Below are 22,724 nucleotides of genomic sequence, written 5' to 3'. Positions count from 1 at the left end.
CCATGAGGAAACGGAACTCCGGCAAGGACAAACTGACCACCGTCGCGCTGCATGTTGCTCTTGCGGCAGGGCTGTTCTTCGCAGCCTTCCCGATTTACTGGATGCTCAGCAGCTCGTTCAAGTCGAATACCGAAACCTTTGCCCTGCCACCGACCATCCTGCCGAAGGCCTTCACCCTGGAAGCCTATGCGGCCATCCTTGGCGACCCGGTAAAGCTGCGCTTCTTCTTCAACAGCTACTTCGTCGCGGGGGCGGTGACCGTGCTCACGGTGCTGATCGCCTTGCTGGCGGCCTATGGGTTCAGCCGCTTCAACTTCCGCGGCAAGGGCATTCTGAACACACTCATCATCAGCACGCAGACGATCCCTCCGATCACGCTTCTGATCCCCTTCTTCGGGCTTGTCGTCTCGTACGGCATCTTCGACACCTATGTCGCGCTGATCCTGACCTACCTGGTGTTTACGTTGCCCTATGCGATCCTGCTGATGACAGGGTACCTGAACACGTTGCCACGCGATCTCGATGAAGCCGTTGCCGTTGACGGCGGCACCAGTTGGACGGCGCTCTGGCGGGTAATCGTGCCGATCTCACTGCCTGGTATCGTGGCGACGTCGGTCTACACCTTCCTGTTATGCTGGAACGAGTTTCTCTTTGCGCTGACACTGACGAAGTCGACCTCCATGCGCACCGTTCCGATCGGCATACAGCTGTTGATGGGGCAGCACGCCTTCGAATGGAACCAGATGATGGCGATGAGCGTGCTCGGCTCGCTACCGCTCTTGCTCATCTACCTCGTTGCCCAGAGGTTCTTCCTCGCCGGCATGACCGCGGGCTCGGTCAAGTAGGATGTCCATCCCAAGGAGACTGACGGAGCAGGGTCCGTGTGTTGCAATGGATGATTGGACCCTGTCTGCTGGCGGGCGATATCGCCGCGCCTCCGCCGTCGTCACCGTTCCGCTGATTGCACTCGTGCCGTTCTTCCATCATCGAAGGGCTGACGCAGGGCGGCATCAAGGAATGGGCGGGATCAAGGAATGAAAGGATGAACGTGAAAGACCTCAAAGTCGGCTGCCAGACCTTCACCTGGGAAATGCTGGGAGACCGGTTCACCGGCGGCCCCGACGATCTGTTGAAGGCGATCGCCGATGGTGGCTATGCCGGCATCGAGATCACCGACACCATGATCGGCCACTATGCCGGCAAACCCACCGAGTTCGCCGCCGCGCTGAAGTCGTCCGGTCTGGCGCTCATTTCCTTCGCCTTCGGCTCCAGGAGCGGCTTCACGCTCAAGAACGGGATCGGCACCGATCTCGAAACCGCCAGGCGCTGGATCGATTTCGTGGCAAACTTTCCCGATGCGCTCGTGTCGATGGGCTCGGCCACCGTCGTCTCCGACGGGCCACGCCACGACAAATTCGCTGTCGCGGCCGAGGTTTACAACAAGGCCGGCGAACTCGGCCGCAAGGCGGGTGTCCAGGTGGCGGTGCATCCGAGTTCGCACCACAACACGCTGCTGTTCGACCGCGCCGATTACGACGCGATTTTTGCCTTGCTCGACCCCGATCTGGTCGGCTGGGTGCCGGATACCGGTCACATCCTGCGCGGCCACAGGGACATGGCCGACACGCTCACCACCTACCGCGACCGCATCCGCTACATCCACCTCAAGGACGTCGATGCCGACGGCACCTGGGCGATGCTGGGCCAAGGCGTCTGCGACACGCCTAAGGTCATCGAGATCGCCGGTACCGCGCCGAACTTCAACGGCTGGCTGGTGCTGGAAGAAGAATCCGACACCGCCGCCGCCGATCCGGCCGGCGCGGTCAAGACCAACCGCCGGACGATGCGCGGCTACGGGGCCTGAGACGATGATCAAGAAACAGGACAGACGCCTCAGGGTCGGTGTGCTCGGCTGCGGCCCGATCGCCCAGTTCGCGCATCTGGAATCCTGCGTCAAGGCCGGCAATGCCGACCTCTACGCCATCTGCGATGCGGCACCCGATTTGCTCGCCCGCATGGGCGCCACCTATGAACCAAAGAAGATGTATGCCGACTATGACGCCATGCTCGCAGATCCCGAGCTCGAAGCAGTCATCGTCGCCACGTCGGATGCCTATCACGTGCCAATGTCGATCAAGGCGCTCGATGCCGGCAAGCATGTTCTCTGCGAAAAGCCGATCGGTACCTCGGTCGAGGAAGGCGAGGCCTTGGCAGAGGCGGTCAAGCGCTCCGGCAAGGTGCTGCAGGTCGGCCACATGAAGCGCTTCGATCCGGCGCTGGAGGCCGCCCGCGACTTCGTTCGCGACGAGATGGGCGAGGTGCTGGCACTGAAGGCCTGGTATTGCGACTCCACCCACCGCTACACCAACACCGACGCCGTGCAGCCGCTGCCAGTCACCAGCAAGCTCGCAAAAAAGCCCGGCGGAAATCCCAAGGCTGATCTCAGGCGATATTTCATGCTGGCGCACGGATCGCATTTGGTTGACACCGCCCGCTTCCTCTGTGGCGACATCGTTGCCGTGCGCGCCCGCCTCAACGAGCGCTTCGGCGCCTATTGCTGGTTCGTCGAAACCGAATTCGCCAGCGGCGCGCTCGGCCATCTCGACCTCACCGTCGCCGTGCGCATGGACTGGCACGAAGGGTTTCAGCTCTATGGCGAGAACGGTTCCGTCATCGCCAAAACCTTCAATCCTTGGTATTTCCGCGCCAGCGAGGTCGACATCTTCCATGAGAAGGACGCGACCTCGCGAAAACCGCTTGGTGCCGACGGCCACTTCTTCCGTCGCCAGCTCGAGGGCCTTGCCGACACCGTGCTCACCGGCGCGCCGATGCGCGGCGCCAATGTCGGGGACGGCATTGCGTCGATCCGCGCCATGGTGGCAATTGCGCGCTCTGTCGAGACTGGCGAGCGGATCGAGCTTGCCTCGGTTTCGGGTGCGGCCTGATGCGCCTCGGCATCTTCGCCAAGACATTTGCGGGCACCGACCCGGCCACCGTGCTGGCTGCCGTGAAGCAGGCCGGCTACGAGACGACGCAGTTCAATCTCGCCTGCGCCGGCCTGCCGTCGATGCCGGATGCCGTGCCGGCGAATGCCGTCGCCGCCATTGGTGCCGCCGCGCGATCGTCAGGCGTTTCGCTGGCCGCGCTGTCGGGCACCTACAACATGGCGCATCCCGACAAGGCTGCGCGCGACGACGGGCTGAGGCGCCTGGCGGTGGTCATCGACACTGCAGCCAAGCTCGACATCCCACTGGTGACGCTCTGCACCGGCTCGCGCAACGCAGCCGACCAATGGGCATACCATCCCGACAATGCCGATCCGTCGGCCTGGTTCGACATGGCCGTCGAAATGGCGAAGGGACTGGCGCTGGCCGAGGAGGCCGGCGTCGATCTCGGCATCGAGCCCGAGCAGGCCAACATCGTCACCTCGGCCATGGATGCGACCCGGCTGATTGCCGAGATGGGTTCGAAGCATCTGAAGATCGTGCTCGACCCCGCCAACCTGTTCGAGCATGCAAAGCCCGATGAAGCGAGAGCCATCGTCGCCGCCGCGATCGATGAGGCCGCTGGCCACATCGCCATGGCGCACGCCAAGGATCGTTTTGCCGACGGCCGCTTCGCCACATCAGGCCAGGGTGTCGTCGACTTCCCGGATTTCGTAGCGCGGCTGAAGGGGGTGGGTTTCGATGGCGCGCTCGTCACCCACGGCTTGTCCGCCGACGAGGCTCCTGGCGTCGCAATCTTCCTGCGGGGGCTGCTCTGATGGGTGCCGCGCCGACGATCATGCTGCGCGACGACGCTGCGCTCCACGTCTTCGACACCCAGGTCTTCGACACCCAGGTCTTGGACACCCACGTCTTCGACACGGGGCAGGGGCTTCCCATCGTCTTCCAGCATGGCCTCGGCGGCGATGCCGCGCAGGTGGCGCTGAACTTTCCCGACAGTCCGTCGCGCCGCCGGCTGACGGTGGAATGCCGCGCGCAGGGCGGCTCAGGTGCCGGCGGCAAGCGTCCGTTTTCGATCGGGATGTTCGCCGACGATGTGCTCGCCGCTGCCGATGCAGCTGGCATTGAGCGCTTCGTTGCCGGTGGCATCTCGATGGGCGCCGCCATTGCACTGCACCTGGCGGCCCGCCACCCGGCTCGCGTCACCGGTCTTGTCCTGGTGCGCCCGGCCTGGACCTTCGACGCGGCCCCGCAAAACATGCGCCCTTACGTCGAAGTGGCGGAACTCATCCGCGACCACCCGCTGGAAGGGGCGCGCGACATCTTCGCGGCTTCGGCAACGGCGGCCCGCTTTCGCAGCGAGGCGCCGGACAATCTCGCCTCGTTGCTCGGCTTCTTCGCGCGTGACAACGCGAGCGTTTTTGCCGAGGTGATGCAGGCGATCGCAAATGACGGGCCGGGCGTGACGCGGGCGATGGCGACCGGCCTCGCAATCCCGACGCTTGTCATCGGCAGCGGCATCGACCTCGTCCATCCCTTGGCGACCGCCCGCGAACTGGCTGAGACCATCCCCGGCGCCGCCTTCACCGAGGTGACGCCGAAAGCCGCCGACAAGGATCGCCATTTCACCGAAATCCGCGCCGCCATCGGCGGCTTTCTCGATAGAAATTTCAACAACCAGGACCAATCATGATCTCGAAACCTTTGTCAGGCCCGGCCGCCATCGCCGCACTGCCGCGCGACCGTCTGATCGCCGAATTCTCATCGTGGTCGGCCAATCTCGCCAATTTCGAGAGCGACTTGCAGCGCATCGAACCCTATGCCGATATGCACCACATCGACGTCGCGGACGGCCATTTCGCGCCGTCCTTCCTGTTCTTCCCCGATCTCGTCGCCCGTATCGCCAAACTGACGGCCAGGCCCGTCCACGTCCATCTGATGGTCGACCAAGCAATCGTCGAAGAACAGACGCGCCAGTTCATCGAGGCCGGCGCCGACATGATCAGCGTCCATGCCGAGAACGGCGAGGCGGGTCTGCGCGCGGTGCGGCTGGCGCATGAACTCGGCGCCGAGGCCGGCGTCGTGCTGAGGCTGGAGACCCCTGTAGAGGCGATGAAGCCTTTCGTCTCCGAAGTGGCGTTCGTCACGCTTCTTGGAACCGCGATCGGCGTCAAGGGCCAGGGCCTGTCGGAGAAGGCCTGTGACAGGCTGGGCGAAGCCCGCGCCATCCTGAGGAACGCTGGTCGTGAGTCGGCCGTGGTGCTCGCCGCCGATGGCGGTATCCGCCACGAAACCGTGCCGCTGCTGCGCGCCGCCGGCGCCGAGACCGTGGTGCTCGGTTCGCTCGCTTTCGGCGACAAGGATCTCGCCGGCCGCATCGGCTGGTTGCGTGGTCTGAAGGTCGCGGCCTGATGAGCATTGAAGTCGCCCTCGCGATCGATCTTGGCGGCACCGAGCTTCGTGCCGCCCTGGTCGACCGTGACGGCAAGATCCTGGCCTTCGCGGCTGTGCCGACGCAGGCGCAGGCCGGCCCCGACGTGGTGATCGCCCAGATCGAGGCGCTAGCCGTGGCCGTCCATGCCGAAGCGCCGGGGCTGTCGATCCTCGGCGTCGGCGTCGGCGCGCCGGGCCCGCTCGATCCGCTGGCCGGCATCGCCGTCGGACCGCCGACGCTGGCCGGCTGGCAGGACGTGCCGCTGGCCGACATCCTCGAGCGGCGGCTCGGCCTGCCGGTGCGGCTGGAGAACGACGCCAATGCGGCAGCGCTCGGCGAATGGCGCTTCGGCGCCGGCCACGGTGCGCGCTCCCTGGTCTTCGTCACCGTCTCGACCGGGATCGGCGGTGGCGTCGTCGCCGACGGACGCATCCTGCACGGCCGTCGCGGTCTTGCCGCGGAGATCGGCCACATGACCATCACCAACGAAGGCGAGCGCTGCGTGTGCGGCGTCGTCGGCTGCTTCGAGGCGATCGCTTCGGGAACCGCGCTCGGCCGCCGCGCCAATGCCGCAACGTCTCCTTTGGACGGTTCGACGCTGCGCCGCCTCTCGGCCAACGCCGAGGTCACGGGTCGCCACGTGGTCGAGGCCGCAGGGCTGCAGGACGACCTCGCTCTGGCTCTGCTCGAGGAGGAGGCGCGCTGGCTGGGCGTTGGCTTCACCAACCTTTTGCACCTCTATTCGCCCGACGTGCTGGTCGTTGGCGGCGGCATCGCCAATGGCCTGGACCTGATGGCACCCGTCATCGAGGCGACCATCCGCCAGCGCGCCATGCGCGCCTATCGCGACGTGCCGGTCGTCCAGGCCCAGCTCGGCCGCCACGCCGGGCTGGTCGGCGCGGCGAGCCTCGTCCTGTCCGATGATTTGGGCACGTTGGCGGCTCCCATGCCGGTCGGCCCAAGCACATATCCGGACACGCGGAAGGACTTCAACGGCTGAGCTCAAGCTTGCGCGGCCCTGTCTCGCCGCAAGCCGGTCCGTCGCGCTGCGACCCCTTCGCGGGGGGTGGCAAGGCCGTGCCACCGCTGCGCAAAGCCGTCTGATAGCGATGAAACATGACCATGGCCGCAAGCGGCGTGCTTGCGGCCATTATCCGTCGTATGAAACGGTGGATCACTCGGCGGGAACGATGTCCGCCGGCAGGCTGTCGTCGGCGCTCCCAGCCAGCGCTCTCGCCAGCTTGGCCTCATCGAGTTCGCCTTCCCAGCGCGCCACGACCAGCGTCGCCACCGCATTGCCGACGAAGTTGGTCAGCGCCCGGCATTCCGACATGAAGCGGTCGACGCCGAGGATCAGTGCCATGCCGGCGACCGGCACCGAGGGAACCACCGAAAGCGTGGCGGCCAAGGTGATGAAGCCTGCCCCGGTGATGCCGGCGGCACCCTTGGACGACAGCATCGCCACCAGCAGCAGCAGGATCTGGTCTGATATCGACAGATGGATGTTCGTCGCCTGGGCGATGAACAGGGCGGCAAGCGTCATGTAGATGTTGGTGCCGTCGAGATTGAAGGAATAGCCGGTCGGGATGACCAGGCCGACCACCGAACGCTTGGCGCCGGCCTTTTCCATCTTCTCCATCAGCGAGGGCAATGCCGCTTCCGACGATGAGGTGCCCAGCACCAGCAGCAGCTCTTCCTTGATGTAGCGGATCAGCGACAGGATCGAGAAGCCGTTGTAGCGGCAGACGGCACCGAGCACGACGAACACGAACAGGAACGAGGTCGCGTAGAAGGTTCCGACCAGCATGGCGAGGTTGATGACCGAGCCGATGCCGTATTTGCCGATGGTGAAGGCCATCGCACCGAAGGCGCCGATCGGGGCTGCCTTCATCAGCACGCTGACCAGCTTGAACATCGGCGCCATCAGCGCCTGCAGGAAATTGAGCACCGGCGTGCCCTTGTCGCCGACCAGCGCCAGCGCGATGCCGAACAGGACCGAGAAGAACAGCACCTGCAGGATGTCGCCGTCTGCGAAGGCGCCGACGATCGTGCCGGGAATGATGTTCATCAGGAAGCCGGTGACCGACTGGTCATGTGCCTTGGCCGCGTAAGTGTTGACCGTCGAGGCGTCGAGCGTCGCCGGATCGATGTTGAAGCCGGCGCCTGGCTGCACGACATTGGCCACGACAAGGCCGATGATCAGCGCCAGCGTGGAGAAGGTGAGGAAGTAGAGCATCGCCTTGCCGGCGACGCGGCCAACCTTCTGCAGGTCGCTCATGCCGGCGATGCCGGTTGCCACCGTCAGGAAGATGACCGGGGCGATGATCATCTTGACCAGCTTGATGAAGGCGTCGCCCAATGGCTTCATGCTCTCGCCGATCGACGGATAATAGTGGCCGAGCAGGATGCCCACGGTGATCGCCACCAGCACCTGCACGTAGAGCTGGGCATAGAGGGGCTTGCGCTGCGCGGCGGGCGCGGCGGATTGGTCTGCGATATGCATCGAACTCTCCCTGGCCGGATGGACGGAACCCGCCCTGCGTGACTTCTCCCATCGCGGCGTTCCGGTCGCCCGCCGCTGCAAGAACTTTGCAAGCGCTGTGCCAGATGCCGGATAGGCCGGAATCCCTGGGTTCAGCCGTTCCTGCCTTGCCTTTGACGGGGAGTTGTGCGGATTTCCGCACAGGCCTTGTTTGCCCGGGCGGAATTTCGCATTAGACTGGGGGCAAAGCCGGGGAGCAAAGGGAGAGGGCCGACGCCACAACAGCGCATCGATAGCGGATCCCCCGGGTTTGCCGGCCGCGACCTGCTGCGCGAAGCGGTAGCGCGCCTGCGTGGCCGTTGGCTGTTTACGGCAATAGCGCTCTCTGTGCTTGCCGGCGCGGTTGCCACCGCCGGGCGCATCGCCGAGGGTCAGGCCGCCGATGACCTGCGCGACGGGGCATTGGCCGCCTTGCCGCTGGCGGCCGGAACCCTGACCGGCGAAATCGAAAAGCAACGTCTCGTGCCGCTGGTGCTGGCGCGCGACGATGCGGTGCGTGATGCGCTGCACCGTTCCGGGAAAGTCGAGGAAACAGCGCTCGACGCCAAGCTGAAGGCCATAGCCGGCGATGCGTCGGCGTCCGCCATCTATGTCATCGACACGGCGGGCATGGCGATATCGGCCAGCAATGCCGGCCAGCCGGACAGCTTTGTCGGTATCGATTATAATTTTCGCCACTATTTCACCGATGCGATGGCCAAGGGCGCAGCCAGCCAGTATGGCCTCGGCACGATCAGCGGCAAGCCGGGACTCTACCTTGCCGGCCGTGTCGACGACGGTGGCAAACCGCTTGGCGTCGCGGTTCTGAAGGTCGAACTCGGCGGTGTCGAAGCCAATTGGCGGGCGAGCGGCTTTCTCGTTTTCGTCACCGACGAGCGCGGCGTCGTTCTGGCCACCAGCCAGCCCGACTGGCGGTTCCATGCGCTGGCGCCGCTCTCCGCCGCGGATGCCGCCGCGGCGCATGACCAGCTTCAACTGGTCGACGCCGCCTTCGAGCCGCTGCCGATACGGCGTGGCGCCGGTGACGGCCTGGCGACGATCGAAGAAGCCGGAAAATCGCGTCGGTTCGTCGAGGTGGTGCAGGACTTGCCCGGTGCCGTCCCCGGCTGGCGCCTGTGGCTGCTGACGCCCGCCGATGCCGCATTGACCGCCGCCGCCAACACGGCGCGCCTGACGACACTGCTCGGGCTGCTGCTGATGGGGCTGCTTGCCTATGTGTTCACCCGGCGCCGGCGCACACGCCGGCTGCGGCAGGAGGCGCTGGCGCGCATGAATGCCGAACTCGAAAGCCGGGTCAGTTCCCGGACCGCCGAACTGACGCGATCGAACACGGCCCTTGCCGGCGAAATCGCCGAGCGCGAAAACGCCGAGGCCAAGGTCCGCCGGCTGCGCGACGATCTTGCCCAGGCCAACCGGCTCTCCATCCTCGGCCAGATCGCCGCCGGCGTGGCGCATGAGATCAATCAGCCGGTCGCCGCCATCCGCACCTATGCCGAGAATGCCGGCCGCGTTATCGCGGCCGGCAAGACCGAACCGGCAAGCGGCAACCTGACCTCGATCGTCTCGATGACCGAGCGCATCGGCGCGATCACCAACACGCTGCGCACCTTTGCGCGACGGCCTGGCGTCGCTGCCTCGCCCTTGCCGGTACGCGAGGCGATCGAGGGCGCGCTGTCGCTGCTGTCCGGCCGCATCCGCGATTCCGGCGTCACCATCGTCAAGCCGCGCGGCACCGCATCGCCATTGGTGATGGCAAGCCGCATCCGGCTGGAGCAGATCCTCGTGAACCTGTTGCAGAACGCGCTGGACGCCATGAAGGACCGGCCTGATCCCCGCATTGAGATCGACCTCGCCGAACGCGGCGACCGCGTGCTGATTTCGGTGCGCGACAATGGGCCCGGCCTCCAGTCGGACGCGGCCGCCAATCTGTTCATGCCGTTCCAGACCACCAAGGAGAAGGGGCTTGGCCTTGGCCTGGTGATCTCGCAGGAGATCGCCCAGGAATTGGGCGGCACGCTGCGGCTCGACCCCGACACCGCCAGCGGCGCATCCTTTACCATCGACTTGAGGCGGATCGAATGACGCAGGGATCGGGGCTGGTCGCGCTTGTCGACGACGATGCGGATCTGCTGCATGCCACCACGCAACTGCTCGAACTTGCCGGCTTCACGGTGATCGGGCTCGACGCCGCCGAGGCAGCGCTTGGTGTCGTCGACAGGGACTTCGAGGGTGTGGTCGTCAGCGACATCCGCATGCCCGGCATGAATGGGCTGCAACTCTTCGACCGCGTCAAGGCTGTTGATCCCGACTTGCCGGTGATCCTGGTCACCGGGCATGGCGATGTCGATCTTGCGGTCGCCGCGCTCAAGGACGGGGTCTATGATTTCATTCCGAAACCCTATGCGGGGGAGCGTCTGGTCGAGGCGCTGAAGCGTGCATCGGAGAAGCGGCGGCTGGTGATGGAAAACCGGCGGCTCCGCGAAGCCGCCGCACTTGCCGCGGACGGCATGCCGTTGATCGGCGAAGCGCCGGCCATAAGGCGGCTGCGCGAGACCTTGCGCCAGATCGCCGACATGGACGTCGACGTGCTGGTGGAGGGCGAGACCGGAACCGGCAAGGAAGTGGTGGCCGACCTCCTGCACCGGTGGGGCCGGCGGCGTGCAAAGCCGTTCGTGGCACTGAACTGCGGCGCTCTGCCCGAGACCGTCATCGAAAGCGAGCTGTTCGGGCACGAGGCCGGCGCGTTTACCGGGGCGCAGCGACGGCGGATCGGCAGCATAGAGCATTCCAGCGGCGGCACGCTGTTCCTCGACGAGATCGAATCCATGCCGCCGGCCCTGCAGGTCAAGCTGTTGCGGGTGCTGGAGACGCGCAGCCTCACCCCGCTCGGCTCGAACGAAACAAGGCGCCTCGATCTCCGGGTCGTCGCGGCGACCAAGGTCGATCTCAGCCGGCAGGACCAGCGCGGCGGTTTTCGCGAGGATCTCTATTTCCGCCTCAACGTGGTGACGCTGCGCATTCCGCCGCTGCGCGAGCGGCGCGGCGATATCGAGATGCTGTTCGGCCACTTCCTTGGCAAGGCGGCGAAACGGTTTGGCCGGCCTGTCGCCAAGGTGAACGCCGCCGTGAGCCATCATCTCCAGTCGCACGACTGGCCGGGCAATGTGCGCGAACTCGCCCATTTCGCCGATCGCGTCGCGCTCGGTCTTGGTCCCGATGACGAAACCAGGTTCTCGCCCGCACGATTGCCAGCGCCCGCCGCCGCACTGCCGGAGCGGGTCGGGCATTACGAGGCGCAGCTCATCCGCGACGCGCTGCGCGACCATGGCGGCGACGTGCGCGGCGCCATCGACGCGCTCGGCGTGCCGCGCAAGACGTTCTACGACAAGCTCAAGCGCTATGGCATCGCCGCATCTGATTTCCGTCCCTCTTGATCTTTCCAAGTGAGTATCGCGAAAGCCATGAACACGACACTTGAAACGACCGCCGATCCCCTGCCGGAAGAACTCGCCTTTCTCAGCGAACGGCTGACGGCGTTCAACGACGGCGATGTCGGCGCGTCCGAAAGGAAGGCGCTGGCGGTGTTCGTGCGCGACGAGATCGGGGCGATCGTCGCCGGCATTTCAGGCTACACCGCCTGGGGCTGGCTCTACGTGCAGTGGCTGTGGGTCGACGAAAGGCTGCGCGGCCAGCACATGGCAGGCCGGATGCTCGACGCGGCCGAACGCGAAGCCGTGGCGCGCGGCTGCCAAAACGCCTGGATCGACACATTCAATCCCAACGCCGCCAAGGTCTATCAGAGGCAAGGCTACCAGCCTTTCGGGACGCTGGCCGATTTCCCGGTCGGCCGCAGCCGCATCTTCCTGCGGAAGAAACTGGTCGACTGATCAGCCAGCCAGCTTTCCGCCACGCATCGGCCGCGGCGCGCCCGTCGTGCTCGGGAAACTGATCGGCAGGCCGCGCAGCACGCGAACCGCGAGGAAGGCAAAACACTCCGCCTCCACCGCGTCGCCGCTCCAGCCGAGGCTTTCGGCCAGCACGACCTCGACGCCGGCGCGGCCGGCGAGCATCGCCATCATTGTCGGATTGTGGCGGCCGCCACCGCTGACCACCAGCTTCTTCGGCCGGCTGGGCAGAAGGTCGAGCGCCTTGCCGACAGCGGACGCGGTGAAGGCGGTGAGCAGGGCCGCGCCATCCTCGGCGCTCAGGCCGTCGGCCATGGCCGCGCCGAAATCGAAACGGTCGAGGGATTTCGGATAGGCCTTGGTCAGATAGGGATGCTGCAACAGCTTGGCGAGCCGGGCTTCGTCCACCTTTCCCGCGCGGCCAAGCGCGCCGTCGCGGTCCATTTCGCCGAGCCCTTTCGACTTGATGAAATCGTTGAGCGGCGCATTGGCGGGGCCGGTGTCGAAGGCGATGACATTGTCGGCGCCGTCCCACCAGGTGATGTTGGCGACGCCGCCGAGATTGAGCACCGCCACCTCGCCACTGGCGCCGGCGCCGCGCATCAGCGCGGTGTGATAGGCAGCGGCCAAAGGCGCGCCTTGTCCGCCGGCGCGCATGTCGGCCGAGCGGAAATCGTAGGCGACCTTGGTGCCGAGGATGGCATGCATGAGCTCGCCGTCGCCGAGCTGCCGGGTCTGGCCGAACCGTCCGACCTGCGGCGCGCGATGCAGCACGGTCTGGCCGTGAAAGCCGACGACCCCGATCTCGGCCATCGTCATGCCGTAACCTTCCACGAGTTCCTTCACCGCCGCCGACTGCGCGCGCGTCAGCGCCTCTTCGGCCTTGCGAAAAATCGCAGGTTCCGGCCCGGTGAAATTCCAGGCCCGCGCCGCCGCCAGCGTCTCTTCCAGCAGCGACCGGATCGACGCGGGATAAGGCATCAGCCGGTAAGTGCCGAAATCGTCTATCCGCTCGCCATCGGTCTTGATCAGGGCGACATCGATGTTGCCGTCAAGCACCGTGCCGGTCATCAGGCCGACGGCCCAGATTGGTTCCATCATTGAGCTCCATTGATGAGGTCGCCGACCGCTTGCCGAAGCTGAACGATGCCGCTGTCGAAATGACGCGTCGGATGGATCCGGTTGGTAAGCAAGGTCCACGCCTTGCCCTTGTCGAAGTCGATCCACAATCCTGTGCCGGTGAAGCCGGTGTGGCCGATCGTTCCCGGACCGCACAGCGCACCGCCGGACCAGCCTTGGTAAGGGCGCTCCCAGCCATGGGTGCGGGTGGCCGACAGGGGCTCGCGCATCAGCGCGATCGATTGTTCGGATGCGCCGGTTCCGTCCAGCAATCCCCAGGCGAAATCGAGCACCGAAGCAGCTGTGCCGAACAGGCCGGCATGACCCGCACCCTGCAGCGCCGAGCAATTGTCGTCGTGGACCTCGCCGGACAGCACGCGATGGCGCCAGGTGCAGTCCTCGGTCGCCGCGGCGGCATCGGGTTCCGCGAACCAGGCAAAGCCTGGGCCGGGTTCCATGGCGCGGATGCTCTTGCCCGACAGCCGCTCCATCGCAAAGCCGAGCAGGATGAAGTTGATGTCGGAATAGACAGGGTCGCGCGCCCGCCATTCGCGCTGCAGGACGAAGGCGCGCAGCAGCTCGCGGTCCCGCCCATAGGTGTAGATCGGCTCGACGGCCGGGAAGGGCGTCTGGTGGCCGAGGCACTGGCGAAACGTCACCTCCCGCTCCCATGCGTTCGCGTCATACTGGCGAAGGTCGGGAAGCAGGGAAATCAGCGGCGCGTCGAGATCGATGATGCCGTCCTGCGCCAGCGCCAGGATACGCGGCGTGGTAAAGATCACCTTGGTCAGCGACGCCAGGTCGAACCAGGTCTCAACCGTCATCGGCCTGACTTTAGGCACAAGCTGCGCGGAGCCGATCGCTCTGGTGATGCGCTCGCCATTTCCACCGACGAGGCCGAGCACGCCGCCGGGAATGCGCTTGGCCGCCACTGCCGCTGCGAGCGGTTGGAACGCGCGATCGAAGAGCTGGGCAAGGGGGCTCAATGCCGGCCACCGCACGTGGGCATGTCGTCAAACGGAAAAGTCGGCGATCCTTCGCACCCCCCTCTGTCCTGCCGGACATCTCCCCCGCAAGGGGGGAGATTGGCCGTAATAGCGGCTTTCGCCAATCGCCGACGTCGCAGGAAGGGGCGGGATGCCGAAGCTGCTAATCTCCCCCCTTGCGGGGGAGATGGCCGACAGGCCAGAGGGGGGCGCTGTCCCGCCGACCTTGCATATCCCAGTGCACCGTCCATCACACCTCCGCCCTCGCCATATGATCCACCCCAAACCGCTCCCACTTCGCCGGCGCCGGCTCGAACCCTGGCGGGCGCACCAGCGAAGGCACCTGGCGCGTATCCAGTTCGAAACGCTCATGCCGCCGGTCGATGGCCGGAACGGCTGATATGAGCTTCTTCGTATAGGAATGTCTCGGCTTCGACAGCACAGACTGTGCGTCGCCGATCTCGACGATCTGGCCGGCATAGATGACTGCGATGCGGTGCGCGATCCGCTCGACCACCGCCATGTCATGCGAGATGAAGAGATAGGCCAGCCCAAACTCGCGCTGCAGGTCGACCAGCAGCTCCAGCACCTTGGCCTGCACCGACACATCGAGCGCCGACACTGCTTCATCGAGGACCACGACGGACGGGTTGAGCATCAGCGCGCGGGCGATGCACAGCCTTTGCCGCTGGCCACCGGAGAACTCATGCGGATAGCGCTCGAGGCTGTTCTTGGGCAGGCCGACGCGTTCCAGCAGGCGCGCCATTCTGGCCCGCGTTTCGGCATCCACCCGGCCGCCGGTGGCGATCACGGGTTCCGCCAGAATGCTCTCGATCGCCAGCCTTGGATTGAGAGAGGCATAAGGGTTCTGGAACACCATCTGCATGGGCCTGGCGCTGCGCCTCGGCGAGGCCGCTCGGGCGCCGACCGAGAAGCTGCCGCGCGCCGGCCGCACAAGCCCCAGCACCGCCTTGGCGGCAGTGGATTTGCCCGAACCGCTCTCGCCGACGATGGCCAGCGTCTCGCCGTGCATCAGGTCGAAATCGACGCCGTCGACGGCATGCACCGCGCCGGTGGCGCGGCTGAAGAAACTGCTCTTGAGGGGAAACCGAACCACGAGGCCATCGACCTTCAAGGCCGGTTCGGCGCTCGCGCCGTTGTCACGTTGCCCATCCGAGCGCGTCGCGCGACCGCTGGCGAAATGTGGCACGGCGTGCAGCAGATGCTGGGTGTAGGGATGCTGGGGGCTGTCGAGGATCCGGTTGAGCTCACCCTGTTCGACGGCCTGTCCGTTCTGCATCACCATCACCTTGTCGGCGATGCCGGCAACCAGGCCGATATCGTGGGTGATGAAGATGACGGACATGCCGCTTTCGCGCTTCAGCTCGGCAAGCAGCGCCATGATCTGTGCCTGCACGGTAACGTCGAGCGCCGTCGTCGGCTCGTCGGCGATCAGCAGGCGCGGGTTGCAGGCCAGTGCAATGGCGATCATCACCCGCTGCAGCATGCCGCCGGACAGCTGGTTGGGCGTGTATTTCAGCCGGCGCGCGGCATCGGGAATGCGCACGCGGTCGAGCGCGTCCATGGCTGCCGCAGTAGCCTGCCGGCCGGTCAGGCCGCGATGCAGGCGGAACGATTCCTCGATCTGGGTGCCGATGGTCAGCACCGGGTTGAGCGAGGTCATCGGTTCCTGAAAAATCATGCCGATCTCGGCGCCGCGAATGCCGGTCAATTGCGGTTCGGTCGCGGTCGTCAACTCGAAGATGGTCCCATTGGCCCGCTTGAGCTTCATCGAGCCGCCAGTGATGCGGCCGCCACCGAAATCGACGAGCCGGTTGATGGACAGCGCCGTCACCGACTTGCCCGAGCCGCTTTCGCCGACAATGGCCAGCGTCTCGCCATCGGCGATATCGAAACTGACGCCGCGCACCACCTCGTTGGCCAAGGGATCGCGGCCGAAGCCGACGCGCAGGTCCGAAACCGACAAGAGCGGGGTCATGCGAACGCGCTCCGCATCCTCGGGTCGAGAATATCGCGCAAGGCGTCGCCCAGAAGGTTGAAGCCGAGAATGCTGATCATGATCGCCAGGCCCGGGAAGATCATCAGCCAGGGTGCTGTCTCCATCAGGTTGCGGCTGTCGCTCAGCATCAGTCCGAGCGACGCGGCGGGCGGCTGCGTGCCGAGGCCGAGAAAACTCAGGCCGGCTTCGGTCAGCAGCGCCCAGGCCAGTGCCAGCGTCACCTGCACGGTCAGCGGCGCCACCAGGTTGAGCAGCAGGTGGCGCGTGACGATGTAGCTTGAACTGCTGCCGAAGGTAAGCGCGGCGTCGACGAATTCGCGTGTCTTGAGCGACAGCGCGGGGCCGCGCACCACGCGGGTGAAGATCGGCGTGTAGACGATGCCGATGGCAACGACGCTGGTCCAGGTGCCGGGTCCGGCGACGGTGACGATGAGCAGTGCCAGAAGGATCGCCGGGAAGGCCAGCAGCACGTCCATGATCCGCATCACGACGCCGTCCCAGCGGCGCCCGAGCCACGCGGCGGCAAGCCCCAGGACTGTCCCGGCAAGCGCCGCGAAGGCCACCGAGAAGAAGGCGACCGTGAACGACTGGCCGATGCCCGCCATCAGGCGGCTGGCGACGTCGCGGCCGAACAGGTCGGTGCCCATCCAGTAGGCGGCGCTGGGCGCATGCAGCCGGTCGATACGGTACTGCGTGATCGGATTGTGCGGCGTCAGCCCGAGCAGGCCGAGGATGGCAAGCAGCAGATAGACGCACACGATGACGCCGCCGATGCGGCCGCTGCCATGGCCGAAGATGGCACGCAGGATGCGCATCACTGTTCCCCCAGCCGGATGCGCGGATCGAGCGCGACATAGGCGAGGTCGACCAGGAGATTGACGATCATGAAGTTGAAGGCGATGAACAGCACGCTGCCCTGCACCAGCGCGTAATCGCGCTGCAGGATCGCGTCGAGCACCATGCGTCCGAGGCCGGGCAGGGCGTAGATCTGTTCGACGATGACGGCGCCGCCCAGGAGGTAGCCGAATTCTATGCCGCTCAGCGTCACCACCGGGATCAGTGCATTGGGCAAAGCGTGCCGCCAGATGACGCTGCGCGCCGAAGCGCCCTTGCTGCGCGCGGTGCGCACATAATCGTCGCTCAACACGTCGAGCATTGCCGAGCGCGCAATGCGGGTGACCGATGCCGCGAAGGCAAAGCCGAGCGTGATGGCGGGCAGGATCAACTGGCTGAGATTGCGCAAGGGATCCTGCCAGATCGGCACGAATTCGCCCATCGCCGGCAGCACGCCGAAGCCCGCCGACAGCGTGTAGATGATCAACAGGCCAAGCACGAAGCTCGGCGTCGACTGGCCGATCATGGCGACGACGCGCACACCGAGGTCGGACAGCTTCTCGCTGTGGGTGGCGGCGTAGATTCCCGCCGGCATGCCGACCAGGAGGGCGATGATCATAGAGAGGAGCGCCAGCTCCAAGGTCAGCGGGAAGCGCTCGAGGATGACGTCGAGAACCGGCCTGCCATAGGTGACGGATATGCCGAAATTGCCGTGCAGGATGCCGCCGATCCAGCGCCAGTATTGGACGAACCAGGGCTGGTCGATGCCGAAATAGGCGGCGAGCGAATCCCGTTGTGCCGGCGTCAGCAGGCCGGCCTCGGTGCCCAGCATCGCCGTGATCGAATCGCCGGGCACCATCCGGATCGCGACGAAGACCAGGATGGACACGCCAAGCAGCACGAGAGGAAACGTCGCCAGCCGTCGCAGGAGATAGTTCACGCCAGGAAGACCTCTCGTCCCATTGCCGAAGCTACTGGATCGTCACCTTGCTCAGGCTGAACAGCGTGCCGGTCGGGGTCGGCACGAACCCGGATATGTTCTTCTGTTGCGCCGTATAGCTATAGGAGGTGTAGAGCCAGATCCACGGCGACATTTCGGCGAGGTGCTTCTCGAATTCGGCGAAGATCGCTTTGCGTTTGGCCGGATCGGTCTCTGCGCGGCCCTGCTGCATCAGGCTGTCGAGCGTGTCGTCGATGTAGTTCGCCACCTTTTGCAGATTGCCTGATTTGGTCCAGTAGCGGTTGTACATGGTATAGGGGTCGGCCCGGCCGCCATTGAGCGCGATCGCCATGTCGAAATCGCCCTTCAGCCAGGCGTCGACATAGACGTTGAGCTCCATCATCTTGATATCGAGTTTGACGCCGATTTCGGCGAGCTGCGACTGGATGACCTGGGCTTCCGCGGCTGCCGTCGGCGGCTCGCCCGTGGCGCCGATCACGGTCGCCGAAAAGCCGTCGGCAAAGCCGGCCTCGGCCATCAGCTTCTTGGCCCTTTCGACATCGCGCTTGTAGCAGAACAACTGGCTGGGATCGGTGGCCAGCGCCGGGATGGTCAGCGGTCCGGTGACCTTGCCTTCGCCCAGCGCGGCGGTGTCCAGCACCTCCTGCCGGTCGATGGCGCAGGAGATCGCCTGGCGCACCTTGAGCTCGGTCATCGGCTTCCGCGACGGGTTGAGCTGCAGCACGTTGTAGGCCAGCACCGGCACGCGGTTCAATTGCAAGTTGGCTTCCTTCGGCACCAGCGTGGCGACGAGCGGGTCATTCAGCAGCGCGAAATCGATCTGCTTGGTGCGCATGGCGGCGAGGATCGCCGCCTCGTCGGGCAGCACGCTGATCTCGATGCCGTCGACGCCGGTCGCGCCGCCGGCCCAGTTCTTGTTGGCGCTCAAGACTTCCTTGGCGTTGGGATCCCACTTGTCGAGCTTGAACGGGCCCGAACCGACCGTCCTGGTGCCGATCGAGCCGGCCTTGATCTCGGCCACCGGAACGATGGCCGCGTTGACGTCGCTCATCGCCGTCAGGATAGGCGCGTCGGCCTGCGACAGGTGGAACACGACGGTCGCCGCATCCGGCGTGTCGATGCTGGCGATCGACAGGAAGTTGGCGCGGGCAGCGGCACCGGTCTTCTCGTCGAGAATGCGCTCGAACGACGCCTTGACGTCGGCGGATGTCACGGCGGTGCCGTCCTGGAATTTCGCCTTGGGATCGAGCTTGAAGGTCAGCCCCTTGCCGTCCTTCGAAAACTCCCAGGAGGAGGCGATGGCGGGAATGATCCGCAGGCTGGCGTCGACGCGCACCAGCGGCTCATAGATCAGCTCCAAAAGCCGCAGCGAGGAAAAGGCCGTCTGCTTGTGCGGATCAAGCCCGGTGGCGTCCTGGGACCAGGCCATGTGCAGCGTCGCCGCCTGCGCCGAAACCGTCGCGATGCCGAGCATCGCGGCAAGGGTGATGCCCGAAAGCAGCCTTCTTGTAAGATGAACCATTCTCGTCTCCCATTATTGAACTCGGTGCCTTGCAGTTTCCGAGGACCGCTTCCAAGGCACACATGCTATGGAGTGTCGGCCCAGTCTATGCGGCTTGACGCCGTCTTGTCTAAAGTGGCTTCAGGTTGCTTCGTCGCCGATCGCCTTTCGCAGGAACCCTCCGGCCCTGGACAAAGCGGCCCGCGCCGCGTCCACGTCGAGGCCGGTGATGGTCACCAGGATCGCCAACTTGACGTCCTTGCCGGTCCGGTCGAGCGCCTGCCGCGCCTGCGGCGCGGTACAGCCGGTCGTCTGCATGACCATCCTGATCGCCCGGGCCACCAGCTTCCTGTTCGATGGGTTCAGGTCGACCATCAGATTCTGGTAGCTCTTGCCGATCCGGATCATCGAGGCCGTGGTCAGCATGTTGAGCACCAGCTTCTGCGCGGTTCCCGATTTCAGCCGGGTCGAGCCGGTGAGCACTTCGGGGCCGACGACGGGCGAGATCGCGATGTCGGCGATACCGGCAATGGTGGATGCCGGATTGCAGGAGAGGGCGACCGTCGTTGCGCCGATCTGCCTGGCATGGGTCAGCCCGCCGATGACATAGGGCGTGCGTCCGCTGACCGCGATGCCGACCACCACGTCGTCGGGTGTGAGTCCGATCCCCTGCAAGGCCTTGGCGCCCGTCTTCGGGTCATCCTCGGCGCCTTCGAGCGAGCGCACCAGCGCGTCGGACCCGCCGGCAATCAGGCCGACCACCATGCCTTCGGGCACGCCGAATGTCGGCTGGCATTCCGAAGCGTCGAGCACGCCAAGCCGACCGCTGGTGCCGGCGCCCATGTAGATGAGGCGTGCGCCCCTCTCGAAGGCAAGCACGATCCGGTCCACCGCGGCGGCAATCTCGGGCAGCACCTTTTCGACGGCCGCTGGGACGATCTTGTCCTCGTCATTGATCCTGCGCAGCACGTCGAGGGTCGGCAGCAGATCGATGTCGACGGTCCTTGGGTTCCGACCCTCGGAAACCAAGCGATCCAGCTCAGACATCAACCCTTGCTCGGTCATCCCAGCGCTTTCAAAAGTTCTGCCACACGGCGCCCGGCATCGCTCGACTGGCAACCAGTGCAGACGGACCTTGGGTCTGTCATCGCAGTTTTTCTTTGTTAACTTTTTAGAATTTGATATTCACATCGTCAACAGAGATTTGGAATATTTTATTCCTGCCCGTGCTGGCTATCCCTTGCAAACCGAACGCTTGGCAAGAATGATCGCGCCGGATACGGCGTCGCCGTCGGCGGGCTTCAGGCGGCGGCGCACATCGGGAGAAAGCCAGGGCTCCAGCGGGCTGGCGAGGCCGCCCAGCAACGTCACGCGCAGCGCGCCTTTTTCGAACAATACCCGCACCAGCGTGTCGATCTGTTCGGCGGCACCTTGCACGATGCGGCGCCCAACGGGATCCCCCTGGTCGGCATGGCGCATCACCATGGGTGCAAGCGCGGCATAGTCCGTGGCGCTGGCGCGGTCCATCCAGGCGACAGCCTCCATGGGGTCGCCCGCGAAGCGCTGCATGACCTCCGCCAGCAGCGCCGTGCGCTCGTGGCGGCCGTCATGGGCGCGCAATGCCAGTTGCACGGCTTTCAATCCAAGGTCGGCGCCGCTGCCCTCGTCGGAGATCGGAAACCCGTAGCCGCCGGCGCGCAGGTCGCGGCCCTCGACGAAGCCGAGGCCGATCGAGCCGGTCCCGGCGATGACGATGGCGCCGTCCCGGCCGGAATGCGCGCCAAGGCAGGCACCGATGCCGTCGCTGACGAAGTCGATGCTGGCAAAGGGATGCGCGATTGCCCGCAACGCCTCAAGCGCGCCTTTGCGGCCGATGCCGGCAAGGCCGATGCCGGCATGGATCTTGGCGGTTTCGGCTGGCGCGAAACCTGCTTCCTCGATCGCCGCGCCGAAAGCTTTCGCGATGGAGGTCCAGGCTGCCTCGATGCCGAGCCGCGTCGTCGCCGGCCCCGACAGGCCCTGTCCCAGCACCGTGCCTTGCGCGTCCTCGAGACGGGCGCGGCAACCGGTGCCGCCGCCGTCGACGCCGAGAAAATAATCCGCTTCGGTATTCATGCGCCCAGCCGCTCGATATCGGCGCCGCACAGGCGCAGCTTGCGGTCCAGCTGCTCGTAGCCGCGGTCGAGGTGATAGACGCGGTTGATTGTCGTCTCGCCTTCACAGACCAGCGCCGCCAGCACCAGCGACACCGAAGCCCGCAGATCGGTGGCCATCACCTGCGCGCCGTGCAATTTCTCGCCGCCGCGCACCAGCGCCATGGTGCCTTGCAGCTTGATGTTGGCGCCGAGCCGCATCAGTTCGGGCACATGCATGAAGCGGTTCTCGAAGATGGTTTCGCGCAGCAGCGACGCACCCTGGGCGCAGCACATCAGCGCCATGAATTGCGCCTGCAGGTCGGTCGGAAAGCCCGGATAGGGTTCCGTCGTCAGATCCGCGGCCTTGAGCGGCCGGTCGCGCGAGACGATCAGACCGCGGTCGCCTGGCCAGACGCTGACGCCGGTCGCCTCCAGCAATTGCACCACCGAGGCCATGTGCTCGAGCCGGGCGTGCGTCAGTTCGAGCTGGCCGCCGGTGATGGCGGCCGCGATGGCATAAGTGCCGGCCTCGATGCGGTCGGGGATGATGTCGTGCCTGGCGGCGTGCCAGCTGGTGTCGCCCGCGATCAGGATACGGTGCGTGCCGGCGCCTTCGATGCGCGCGCCCATGGCAACGAGGCAGGCGGCGAGATCGGCCACTTCCGGCTCGCGCGCCGCGTTCAGGATCTCGGTTTCGCCCTTGGCCGCGGTCGCCGCCATCATGGCGGTTTCCGTCGCCCCGACCGATGGCGAGGGGAGCACGATGCGCGTGCCGGTCAGCCCGTTCGGGGCCGAGGCGACGATCAGGCCGTTCTCGACGGCGATCCTGGCGCCAAGCGCGGCGAGTGCGGCGACATGCATGTCGACCGGCCGCGCGCCGATCGCGCAGCCGCCCGGCAGCGAAACCCGGGCATGGCCGAACCGCGCCAGCAACGGCGCCAGGACGAGCACCGTCGCCCGCATTTTCCGTACCGTGTCGTAGGAGGTCTCCTTGGAAACGGCGGTACTTGTGTCGATTGTGGCGGCATGGGCGGACCGGGTGATTTCGGCGCCGTGAAGTCGCACCACGCCGAGCATGTTTTCGACGTCGGTCACATCGGGCAGGTTGGTCAGTTCCAGCGGGCAGGGGCTGAGAAGAGCGGCCGCGATCTGCGGCAAAGCGGCATTCTTGGCGCCCGATATGGTGACCGCGCCTTCCAGTCTCTGTCCGCCTACGATCCGCAATCTGTCCATGGCTGAAACCTTGACGGCCACGTCCGGTGGCCTACCCGGGATCCCGAGCGATGACCTCGGGTCGGTCGAGAATTAATTCTGCGTTCTTGGCTGTCAATCAAAATTGGAA

General features: G+C 65.7%; 20 protein-coding genes. 10 read left to right on the top strand and 10 right to left on the bottom strand.

Annotated features, from left to right (window positions below):
* Positions 1–2: 2 nt before the first annotated feature.
* The 7 genes from LB555_RS17435 (at position 3) to LB555_RS17405 (ending at position 6,379) form a co-directional block, all read left to right on the top strand.
* Complete coding sequence (locus LB555_RS17435) at positions 3–845, top strand: carbohydrate ABC transporter permease (RefSeq protein WP_224683352.1); 843 nt, start codon at positions 3–5, stop codon at positions 843–845.
* A 197-nt stretch (positions 846–1,042) separates the two neighbouring features.
* On the top strand, positions 1,043–1,864 hold the full coding sequence (locus tag LB555_RS17430) for a sugar phosphate isomerase/epimerase family protein (protein WP_015318995.1): 822 nt from the start codon (positions 1,043–1,045) through the stop codon (positions 1,862–1,864).
* A 4-nt stretch (positions 1,865–1,868) separates the two neighbouring features.
* On the top strand, positions 1,869–2,945 hold the full coding sequence (locus LB555_RS17425) for a Gfo/Idh/MocA family protein (protein ID WP_015318994.1): 1,077 nt from the start codon (positions 1,869–1,871) through the stop codon (positions 2,943–2,945).
* Positions 2,945–3,763 (top strand): sugar phosphate isomerase/epimerase family protein, encoded by an 819-nt coding sequence (locus LB555_RS17420; protein ID WP_224683351.1) that lies wholly within the window; start codon positions 2,945–2,947, stop codon positions 3,761–3,763. The genes LB555_RS17425 and LB555_RS17420 overlap by 1 nt, the downstream gene beginning before the upstream one ends.
* A complete protein-coding gene (locus tag LB555_RS17415) occupies positions 3,763–4,638 on the top strand; it encodes an alpha/beta fold hydrolase (RefSeq protein WP_224683350.1) in 876 nt (291 codons plus the stop codon). The genes LB555_RS17420 and LB555_RS17415 overlap by 1 nt, the downstream gene beginning before the upstream one ends.
* A complete protein-coding gene (locus LB555_RS17410; RefSeq protein WP_224683349.1) occupies positions 4,635–5,357 on the top strand; it encodes a ribulose-phosphate 3-epimerase in 723 nt (240 codons plus the stop codon). The genes LB555_RS17415 and LB555_RS17410 overlap by 4 nt, the downstream gene beginning before the upstream one ends.
* Complete coding sequence (locus LB555_RS17405) at positions 5,357–6,379, top strand: ROK family protein (protein WP_224683348.1); 1,023 nt, start codon at positions 5,357–5,359, stop codon at positions 6,377–6,379. The genes LB555_RS17410 and LB555_RS17405 overlap by 1 nt, the downstream gene beginning before the upstream one ends.
* 174 nt (positions 6,380–6,553) lie before the next feature.
* On the opposite strand, the gene LB555_RS17400 is transcribed toward LB555_RS17405, so the two are convergent.
* On the bottom strand, positions 6,554–7,882 hold the full coding sequence (locus LB555_RS17400; protein WP_015318989.1) for a dicarboxylate/amino acid:cation symporter: 1,329 nt from the start codon (positions 7,880–7,882) through the stop codon (positions 6,554–6,556).
* Between the two features lie 165 nt (positions 7,883–8,047).
* Here LB555_RS17400 and LB555_RS17395 point away from each other — a divergent pair, with 165 nt between their 5' ends.
* From LB555_RS17395 to LB555_RS17385, 3 genes are read left to right on the top strand one after another with little or no spacing between them, the layout of a single operon-like run.
* Positions 8,048–10,003 carry an ATP-binding protein gene (locus LB555_RS17395; RefSeq protein WP_224683347.1) on the top strand — a complete coding sequence of 652 codons (1,956 nt, stop codon included), beginning with the start codon at positions 8,048–8,050 and terminating at the stop codon, positions 10,001–10,003.
* Entirely contained in the window at positions 10,000–11,355 is a 1,356-nt protein-coding gene (locus LB555_RS17390; RefSeq protein ID WP_224683346.1) for a sigma-54-dependent transcriptional regulator, read from the top strand. The genes LB555_RS17395 and LB555_RS17390 overlap by 4 nt, the downstream gene beginning before the upstream one ends.
* Positions 11,356–11,382: 27 nt before the next feature.
* The gene (locus tag LB555_RS17385; RefSeq protein ID WP_224683345.1) at positions 11,383–11,808 is read left to right on the top strand and encodes a GNAT family N-acetyltransferase; all 426 of its coding nucleotides are present in this window, start codon (positions 11,383–11,385) and stop codon (positions 11,806–11,808) included.
* Here LB555_RS17385 and LB555_RS17380 read toward each other — a convergent pair whose 3' ends face one another.
* From LB555_RS17380 to murA, 9 genes are all read right to left on the bottom strand, one after another.
* Positions 11,809–12,924: an anhydro-N-acetylmuramic acid kinase gene (locus LB555_RS17380; protein ID WP_224683344.1), complete on the bottom strand. Its 1,116-nt coding sequence runs from the start codon at positions 12,922–12,924 to the stop codon at positions 11,809–11,811.
* The gene (locus tag LB555_RS17375; protein WP_224683343.1) at positions 12,924–13,931 is read right to left on the bottom strand and encodes a serine hydrolase domain-containing protein; all 1,008 of its coding nucleotides are present in this window, start codon (positions 13,929–13,931) and stop codon (positions 12,924–12,926) included. The genes LB555_RS17380 and LB555_RS17375 overlap by 1 nt, the downstream gene beginning before the upstream one ends.
* Before the next feature lie 250 nt (positions 13,932–14,181).
* Positions 14,182–15,930, bottom strand: coding sequence for an ABC transporter ATP-binding protein (locus LB555_RS17370; protein ID WP_224683342.1), 1,749 nt, complete (start codon positions 15,928–15,930; stop codon positions 14,182–14,184).
* Positions 15,927–16,766, bottom strand: coding sequence for an ABC transporter permease (locus LB555_RS17365; RefSeq protein ID WP_224683341.1), 840 nt, complete (start codon positions 16,764–16,766; stop codon positions 15,927–15,929). Before LB555_RS17365 ends, LB555_RS17370 begins: the two co-directional genes overlap by 4 nt.
* Positions 16,766–17,725, bottom strand: coding sequence for an ABC transporter permease (locus LB555_RS17360; protein WP_224683340.1), 960 nt, complete (start codon positions 17,723–17,725; stop codon positions 16,766–16,768). The genes LB555_RS17365 and LB555_RS17360 overlap by 1 nt, the downstream gene beginning before the upstream one ends.
* A gap of 31 nt (positions 17,726–17,756) precedes the next feature.
* Entirely contained in the window at positions 17,757–19,268 is a 1,512-nt protein-coding gene (locus LB555_RS17355) for an ABC transporter substrate-binding protein (RefSeq protein WP_015318980.1), read from the bottom strand.
* Positions 19,269–19,388: 120 nt separating this feature from the next.
* Positions 19,389–20,312 carry an N-acetylmuramic acid 6-phosphate etherase gene (gene murQ, locus LB555_RS17350; protein ID WP_041163516.1) on the bottom strand — a complete coding sequence of 308 codons (924 nt, stop codon included), beginning with the start codon at positions 20,310–20,312 and terminating at the stop codon, positions 19,389–19,391.
* Positions 20,313–20,480: 168 nt separating this feature from the next.
* Positions 20,481–21,362, bottom strand: coding sequence for an N-acetylglucosamine kinase (locus LB555_RS17345; protein ID WP_015318978.1), 882 nt, complete (start codon positions 21,360–21,362; stop codon positions 20,481–20,483).
* Positions 21,359–22,615 carry a UDP-N-acetylglucosamine 1-carboxyvinyltransferase gene (gene murA, locus LB555_RS17340; RefSeq protein WP_224683339.1) on the bottom strand — a complete coding sequence of 419 codons (1,257 nt, stop codon included), beginning with the start codon at positions 22,613–22,615 and terminating at the stop codon, positions 21,359–21,361. The genes LB555_RS17345 and murA overlap by 4 nt, the downstream gene beginning before the upstream one ends.
* Positions 22,616–22,724 lie beyond the last annotated feature (109 nt).

Source organism: Mesorhizobium sp. BR-1-1-10 (assembly GCF_020165595.1).
GTDB lineage: Bacteria > Pseudomonadota > Alphaproteobacteria > Rhizobiales > Rhizobiaceae > Mesorhizobium > Mesorhizobium australicum.
Note: the sequence above shows the minus strand (reverse complement) of the source record. Positions and strands in the feature narration are given on the sequence as shown.

Bases quoted from the DNA above. Each gene is read 5' to 3' on its own strand.
- LB555_RS17430 (WP_015318995.1), top strand. From the start codon at position 1,043: ATGAACGTGAAAGACCTCAAAGTCGGCTGCCAGACCTTCACCTGGGAA.
- LB555_RS17385 (WP_224683345.1), top strand. From the start codon at position 11,383: ATGAACACGACACTTGAAACGACCGCCGATCCCCTGCCGGAAGAACTC.
- LB555_RS17415 (WP_224683350.1), top strand. From the start codon at position 3,763: ATGGGTGCCGCGCCGACGATCATGCTGCGCGACGACGCTGCGCTCCAC.
- LB555_RS17345 (WP_015318978.1), bottom strand. From the start codon at position 21,362: ATGAATACCGAAGCGGATTATTTTCTCGGCGTCGACGGCGGCGGCACC.
- LB555_RS17435 (WP_224683352.1), top strand. From the start codon at position 3: ATGAGGAAACGGAACTCCGGCAAGGACAAACTGACCACCGTCGCGCTG.
- LB555_RS17425 (WP_015318994.1), top strand. From the start codon at position 1,869: ATGATCAAGAAACAGGACAGACGCCTCAGGGTCGGTGTGCTCGGCTGC.
- LB555_RS17390 (WP_224683346.1), top strand. From the start codon at position 10,000: ATGACGCAGGGATCGGGGCTGGTCGCGCTTGTCGACGACGATGCGGAT.
- LB555_RS17410 (WP_224683349.1), top strand. From the start codon at position 4,635: ATGATCTCGAAACCTTTGTCAGGCCCGGCCGCCATCGCCGCACTGCCG.
- LB555_RS17405 (WP_224683348.1), top strand. From the start codon at position 5,357: ATGAGCATTGAAGTCGCCCTCGCGATCGATCTTGGCGGCACCGAGCTT.
- LB555_RS17420 (WP_224683351.1), top strand. From the start codon at position 2,945: ATGCGCCTCGGCATCTTCGCCAAGACATTTGCGGGCACCGACCCGGCC.
- LB555_RS17400 (WP_015318989.1), bottom strand. From the start codon at position 7,882: ATGCATATCGCAGACCAATCCGCCGCGCCCGCCGCGCAGCGCAAGCCC.
- LB555_RS17365 (WP_224683341.1), bottom strand. From the start codon at position 16,766: ATGCGCATCCTGCGTGCCATCTTCGGCCATGGCAGCGGCCGCATCGGC.
- LB555_RS17355 (WP_015318980.1), bottom strand. From the start codon at position 19,268: ATGGTTCATCTTACAAGAAGGCTGCTTTCGGGCATCACCCTTGCCGCG.
- murQ (WP_041163516.1), bottom strand. From the start codon at position 20,312: ATGACCGAGCAAGGGTTGATGTCTGAGCTGGATCGCTTGGTTTCCGAG.
- LB555_RS17370 (WP_224683342.1), bottom strand. From the start codon at position 15,930: ATGACCCCGCTCTTGTCGGTTTCGGACCTGCGCGTCGGCTTCGGCCGC.
- LB555_RS17380 (WP_224683344.1), bottom strand. From the start codon at position 12,924: ATGGAACCAATCTGGGCCGTCGGCCTGATGACCGGCACGGTGCTTGAC.
- murA (WP_224683339.1), bottom strand. From the start codon at position 22,615: ATGGACAGATTGCGGATCGTAGGCGGACAGAGACTGGAAGGCGCGGTC.